The 5,470-nt window shown below is 67.8% G+C and carries 7 protein-coding genes and 1 pseudogene; 7 read left to right on the top strand and 1 reads right to left on the bottom strand.

Features of this window, described 5'->3' with window-relative positions; genetic code table 11:
• The 7 genes and pseudogenes from BJG92_RS15865 to hisF form a co-directional block, all read left to right on the top strand.
• Positions 1-272 (top strand): annotated as a pseudogene (locus BJG92_RS15865) (riboflavin synthase); the annotation flags it as partial.
• Between the two features lie 116 nt (positions 273-388).
• Positions 389-1,033, top strand: coding sequence for a 3,4-dihydroxy-2-butanone-4-phosphate synthase (gene ribB, locus BJG92_RS15860; protein ID WP_232084954.1), 645 nt, complete (start codon positions 389-391; stop codon positions 1,031-1,033).
• Positions 1,034-1,046: 13 nt separating this feature from the next.
• Positions 1,047-1,745, top strand: a complete 699-nt coding sequence (gene ribA, locus BJG92_RS15855; protein WP_232084950.1) for a GTP cyclohydrolase II — start codon at positions 1,047-1,049, stop codon at positions 1,743-1,745.
• A gap of 114 nt (positions 1,746-1,859) precedes the next feature.
• Complete coding sequence (ribH, locus tag BJG92_RS15850; protein ID WP_232084949.1) at positions 1,860-2,345, top strand: 6,7-dimethyl-8-ribityllumazine synthase; 486 nt, start codon at positions 1,860-1,862, stop codon at positions 2,343-2,345.
• 139 nt (positions 2,346-2,484) lie between these two features.
• Positions 2,485-2,748: a phosphoribosyl-ATP diphosphatase gene (locus BJG92_RS15845; RefSeq protein ID WP_123254457.1), complete on the top strand. Its 264-nt coding sequence runs from the start codon at positions 2,485-2,487 to the stop codon at positions 2,746-2,748.
• A 141-nt stretch (positions 2,749-2,889) separates the two neighbouring features.
• Positions 2,890-3,732, top strand: a complete 843-nt coding sequence (gene hisG / locus BJG92_RS15840; RefSeq protein ID WP_232084948.1) for an ATP phosphoribosyltransferase — start codon at positions 2,890-2,892, stop codon at positions 3,730-3,732.
• A 44-nt stretch (positions 3,733-3,776) separates the two neighbouring features.
• On the top strand, positions 3,777-4,553 hold the full coding sequence (gene hisF / locus BJG92_RS15835) for an imidazole glycerol phosphate synthase subunit HisF (protein ID WP_232084947.1): 777 nt from the start codon (positions 3,777-3,779) through the stop codon (positions 4,551-4,553).
• Positions 4,554-4,667: 114 nt separating this feature from the next.
• On the opposite strand, the gene BJG92_RS15830 is transcribed toward hisF, so the two are convergent.
• Positions 4,668-5,312: a TIGR03085 family metal-binding protein gene (locus BJG92_RS15830; RefSeq protein WP_232084946.1), complete on the bottom strand. Its 645-nt coding sequence runs from the start codon at positions 5,310-5,312 to the stop codon at positions 4,668-4,670.
• Positions 5,313-5,470: the final 158 nt, after the last annotated feature.

Genomic DNA, 5,470 nt, shown 5'->3' with positions numbered 1-5,470 from the left:
GGCTGGCACGGTACATTGCCGAGAAGGGCTCGATCGCCGTCGACGGCGTGTCCCTGACCGTGACCGCCGTGAGCCCGGCCCCCGAACCCGAACCGTGGTTTGAGGTAGGGCTGATCCCCACCACCCTCGCCGACACCGGGCTGGGCGCGAAGGGCATCGGCAGCCACGTAAACCTCGAAGTCGACGTGCTGGCGAAGTATACTGAGCGCCTGCTCGCGTTTTCGGGAGCACGCGGGGGAGCAGCGGCACACGCGAAGGGGGCCACGGCGTGAACCACGTCCAAGACACGCACGCCGGCCTGTCCGCGCGGCACTCCCTGTCCGCCGACACCGCCGACGCTGCCCGGTCTGCCGACACCGCCCGGCCCGCCGGGCTCGGGGCACAGGGGATCCCGGGGGCGGGCCTCGATCGGATCGAGGACGCCATCCGTGCCATCGCCGCCGGACGCCCCGTCCTGGTGGTCGACAACGAGGACCGCGAAAACGAAGGCGACATCATCTTCGCCGCGCAACACGCAACCCCGGCCCTGATGGGCTGGACCATCCGGTACAGCTCGGGCGTCATCTGTGTACCCCTCGACGCCGGCCGTGCCGACGCGCTGGCGCTGCCCCCGATGGTCGAAATCAACCAGGACGCCAAAGGCACGGCCTACACGGTTTCCTGCGACGCTGCGCTGGGCGTCAGCACCGGAATCTCAGCCACCGACCGCGCCCTGACCGCGCGCGTTCTGGCCGATCCCGGGAGCCAGCCGTCAGCGTTGACCCGGCCCGGGCATGTTTTTCCGCTCCGCGCCGTTAAGGGGGGAGTGCGGGAACGCCCCGGACACACCGAAGCGGCCGTGGAGCTGTGTCAGCTGGCCGGGCTCGAGTCCGTGGGCGTGATCGCAGAAGTAGTACGCGACAACGGAGAAATGATGCGGCTGGACGAATTACGGGGCTTCGCCGTCGAACACGGCTGCCCACTGATCTCGATTGCGGATCTGGTGACGTACCTTGAAGCCGGACAACCCCGCAACGCAACAGACCCCGCGTGATGGAGGAGACAAGATGACGACGTCGGAAGCTCAAGAGCGGCGGTCGGCTGAGCGCCAGCCGCACCCGGTCAGTTCGGGACCCATCGTGCAGCTGCCCACCGCCTTCGGGGACTTTGTGGCGCAGGCCTGGACCGACCTGGAAACCGGGGCTGAGCACCTGGCGGTCAGCTCGCCGCTGCCCCCGGTCGACGGGACCGCGCCGCTGGTCCGCCTCCATTCGGAGTGCCTCACCGGAGACGTCTTCGGCTCCTACCGCTGCGACTGCGGCGAACAGCTGGCCTATGCGCTGGAGATGATCAACGAGTTCGGCGGGACGCTGCTGTACCTGCGGGGCCAGGAGGGCCGGGGCATTGGCCTGGCGAACAAAATGAAGGCCTATGCCCTGCAGGAAGCCGGTTTCGACACGGTGGAGGCCAACGAACAGCTGGGCCTTCCCGTGGACGCCCGCAGCTACCAGGCCGCGGCCCAGATCCTCGCGGACATGGGCCTGCATGAGGTCCGCCTCCTGAGCAACAATCCGGACAAACAGGACCGGTTGGCCCAGGCCGGCGTCCGCGTCGTCGAGATGGTACCCACCGAGGTTCCGTCCCGCGAGCAGAACATCCGCTACTTGCAGACCAAAAAAGACCGGATGGATCACCGCCTGGTCCTGGACATGCAGCCGGCCGCGCCGGCTGCCGGTCCCGGCGGTTTCGACGCCTCCCCCGACTAAAGCACGACTAAAGCAGGACCAAAGCACTACCAAATCGACGGAGCGGCCGCCCCGGAGCGGTCCGGCTCAGCCTTCGCTACGCACCCGACACCTACGCAGAACAAGGAATCCCTGATGGCCGGACACGGCGCACCACAGATTGACCTCAGCACCTTCAAGCCGGCGGAAACTTCCCGGCTGAAGCTGGCCATTGTGGCCGCCAGCTGGCACACGGAGATCATGGACGGGCTGCTGGACGGCGCCCTCCGCGCGGCGAAGGACGCCGGGATCAGCGATCCCACCGTGCTGCGGGTTCCCGGCACCTTCGAACTTCCCGTCGCGGCGGCCCGGCTGGCGCCGCATTTCGACGCCGTCGTGGCGCTCGGCGTCGTCATCCGCGGCGGTACCCCGCACTTCGAATACGTCTGCGAGGCGGCCACCCTTGGATTGACTGAGGTGTCCGTGCGGACTGGGGTGCCGGTGGGCTTCGGGGTGCTGACCTGCGATACGGAACAGCAGGGCATCGACCGGGCGGGGCTTCCGGGCTCCAAGGAGGACAAGGGCCACGAGGCCGTCACCGCAGCCCTGGCCACGGCCGTGACACTGCAACAGTTCAGCTGACGCATCCTGGGCCTCCCCGGCCGGGCCGCGAAAGCCCGGCGCGGCCGGCGTCCCCGTTTCTGTGCGATCGCTCACATCCCCGCCGTCATGCCAGGGCCCGGCAGGCGCTGCCCGGCTGCGAGCAAGTAGGCTGGACGGTGTGAAGAATTTCGAGTCGCTGTTCGCAGAACTGAGTGAGAAGGCAGCCGCACGTCCGGAGGGCTCCCGCACGGTCGCCGAACTGGATTCCGGAGTCCACGGCATCGGCAAGAAAGTCGTGGAGGAAGCAGCCGAGGTCTGGATGGCTGCCGAGTACGAATCCGATGAGGCCGCCGCAGAGGAAATCTCGCAGCTGCTCTATCACCTGCAGGTTCTGATGCTCGCCAAAGGACTCAGCCTGGAAGACGTCTACAAGCATCTCTAGCCGCGTCCGCACCGTAGCCCGCCGCCTTCCGCGGATCCGGTGCCCTACGTGGCCGCTGTGCCTGAACCGACTGTTCTGAACCGACTGTTCTGATCCGACTTTTCCTGGGCGGATGCCGTCCTGACCAAGAAAGACCTCCCCATGCTCAGAGTTGCCGTCCCGAACAAGGGATCCCTGTCCGAAGCCGCCTCGGCCATGCTCGCCGAGGCCGGTTACCGCCAGCGCCGCGACACCCGCGAACTGGTCATGGTGGACCCGGACAACGATATTGAATTCTTCTTCCTCCGCCCGCGCGACATCGCCGTGTACGTCGGCCAGGGCACGCTCGACGTCGGCATCACCGGCCGCGACCTCCTTCTCGACGCTGAAGTGGAGGCCGAAGAGCTGCTCCCGCTGGGCTTCGCTGCCTCCACTTTCCGCTTCGCCGGCCCGGTGGGCGACTTCACCACGGTGGAACAGCTTGAAGGCAAGCGGCTCGCCACGAGCTACGACGGACTGCTCCGCGGCTACCTCGCCGAGCGCGGCATCAAGGCCAAAGTCGTCCGCCTCGATGGTGCCGTGGAATCCTCGGTGCGGCTCGGCGTCGCGGACGCGATCGCCGACGTCGTCGAAACCGGCAATACGCTCAAGGCCGCCGGCATGGAGATCTTCGGCGAACCGATCCTGCGTTCCGAATCCGTCCTGATCGGCCGCAAGGGTGAGCAGAACCCGGCAGCCGAGGTGCTGATCCGCCGTTTGCAGGGCGTTCTCGTGGCGCGGCAGTACGTCATGATGGACTACGACATCCGCAAGGAACTCGTCGACGAAGCCTCCCAGCTGACGCCGGGGCTGGAATCGCCGACCGTTTCGCCGCTGCGCGACTCGGACTGGGTGGCCGTCCGCTCGATGGTGCCGAAAAAACAGACCAACCGGATCATGGATGAGCTCTACGACCTGGGCGCCCGCGCCATCCTGGTCAGCAGCATCCACGCCTGCCGGATCTGATCCGGCGTAAATTTTCCTTCCGTGAGCGAACCCCAGGAGAAGTCATGAGTGTTGCCGTGCGCGTCATCCCGTGCCTGGATGTCGATGCCGGCCGCGTGGTCAAGGGCATCAACTTCGAAGGCCTCCGCGATGCCGGGGACCCGGTGGAGCTGGCGCACCGTTACGACAACGGCGGCGCGGACGAGCTGACGTTCCTCGACGTCACGGCGTCGTCCGGTAACCGGGAAACCACGTTCGACGTCGTCCGCCGCACCGCCGAGGAGGTCTTCATCCCCCTCACGGTGGGTGGCGGCGTCCGCGGTGTGGCCGAGGTGGACAGGCTGCTGCGCAGCGGCGCGGACAAGGCGGCCATCAACACGGCCGCCGTCGCCCGGCCCGGCGTGATCGATGAGATCACCCGCCACTTCGGCTCCCAGGTCCTCGTGCTGTCACTCGACGCCCGCCGCACGCGCCCCGGCTCGCAGCCCACCGCGTCCGGCTTCGAGGTCACGACGCACGGCGGGCGCCAGGGCACCGGGATCGATGCGATCGCCTGGGCCCGTGAAACTGCCGACCGCGGCGTCGGCGAGATCCTGCTCAACTCCATCGACGCCGACGGCACCAAGGACGGCTTCGACCTCGAGCTCATCCGGCTGGCTCGGGCCGCCGTTAAAGTCCCGATCATCGCCTCCGGCGGCGCCGGCAAGCCAGAGCACTTCCCGCCGGCCGTGGCGGCAGGCGCGGATGCGGTGCTCGCCGCGTCGGTTTTCCACTTCGGACCGCTGGACATGATCGCCCAGGTCAAGGCCGCGATCCGGGCCGCCGGCTTCGAAGTCCGCTAGCACCGCCGGCATTAAGCAACGCGGGGTCACTTACCGCCCATCCCGGAGGGGATTATGGGCGGTAAGTGACCCCGCGTTGCTGTGTTCCGGTTGCTGTGTTTCGGCGGAGCGGGACTAGAGACCGACCTCGGCTGACTGGAGGAGTGCGACGGCGTCCGGCTGGCCTTCGAAGGTCACGAGGGCGTGGCGGGTGCGGCCGTGGGCGTGCATCAGGAGCTCGCCCGGCTCGCCCACAATGGCCACGGAGACGGGGGCACGCTTGGCGACGTGCCGGGGCCCGGAGGGACGCACCAGGACAATGCCCAGGTCCACACCGCGGTACAGGATGGCGGCCCGCTTCACCAGCTCGTCCCACAGCGCATCCGAATACTCCGCGTCCAGTGCGCGCGGGGCCCAGCGGTCGACGGCGCGGCGGACGTCCTCGGTGTGCACGAAGTATTCGATCAGGTTGGCGCTTTCGTCCAGGGCCTTGATCTTCAGCGGGGAGAACGCCGACGGGCCGGCACGGAAGGCCTTGACCAGCTTGTTGTAGTCCTCCGCGGTCGTGAGCTTGGCGGCCAGCTGGGCGGTGGCGTTGTCCGATGCCTTGGCGAGACGCTTGATCACCAGGCCCAGTCCGACGGCGGCTTTCCGCTCGCGAAGGTACAGGTGCGCGGCAAGGTCCCTGGTGCGCCAGCCCTTACAGAGCGTGGGGGAGTCTGGACCGGCCGCCAGCAGGGTTTCGGCCAGGACTTCTCGGGAGGGATCGACGAAATGCATCACTTGTGAAACTAGCACGGGACGGCGCTGCATGGGCACTGGAACCGCCGTCGTTTCGGGAGGCATTAGACTTGAGGGGATGTCTGAGCAGCCCGCCCCCGCCCCCGTAACTGGCCGTGCCGTCCGTGGCAGCGCCGGGAACGGCTACGCCCCCGGTC

It is taken from the genome of Arthrobacter sp. SO5 (assembly GCF_020532805.1).
Lineage (GTDB): Bacteria > Actinomycetota > Actinomycetes > Actinomycetales > Micrococcaceae > Arthrobacter.
This window is presented reverse-complemented; position numbering and strand designations above follow the sequence as displayed.

What these genes read in the sequence shown, in the direction of transcription:
- ribA (WP_232084950.1), top strand. Translation starts at nt 1,047, where the DNA reads ATGACGACGTCGGAAGCTCAAGAGCGGCGGTCGGCTGAGCGCCAGCCG.
- hisF (WP_232084947.1), top strand. Translation starts at nt 3,777, where the DNA reads ATGAGTGTTGCCGTGCGCGTCATCCCGTGCCTGGATGTCGATGCCGGC.
- ribH (WP_232084949.1), top strand. Translation starts at nt 1,860, where the DNA reads ATGGCCGGACACGGCGCACCACAGATTGACCTCAGCACCTTCAAGCCG.
- hisG (WP_232084948.1), top strand. Translation starts at nt 2,890, where the DNA reads ATGCTCAGAGTTGCCGTCCCGAACAAGGGATCCCTGTCCGAAGCCGCC.
- BJG92_RS15830 (WP_232084946.1), bottom strand. Translation starts at nt 5,312, where the DNA reads ATGCATTTCGTCGATCCCTCCCGAGAAGTCCTGGCCGAAACCCTGCTG.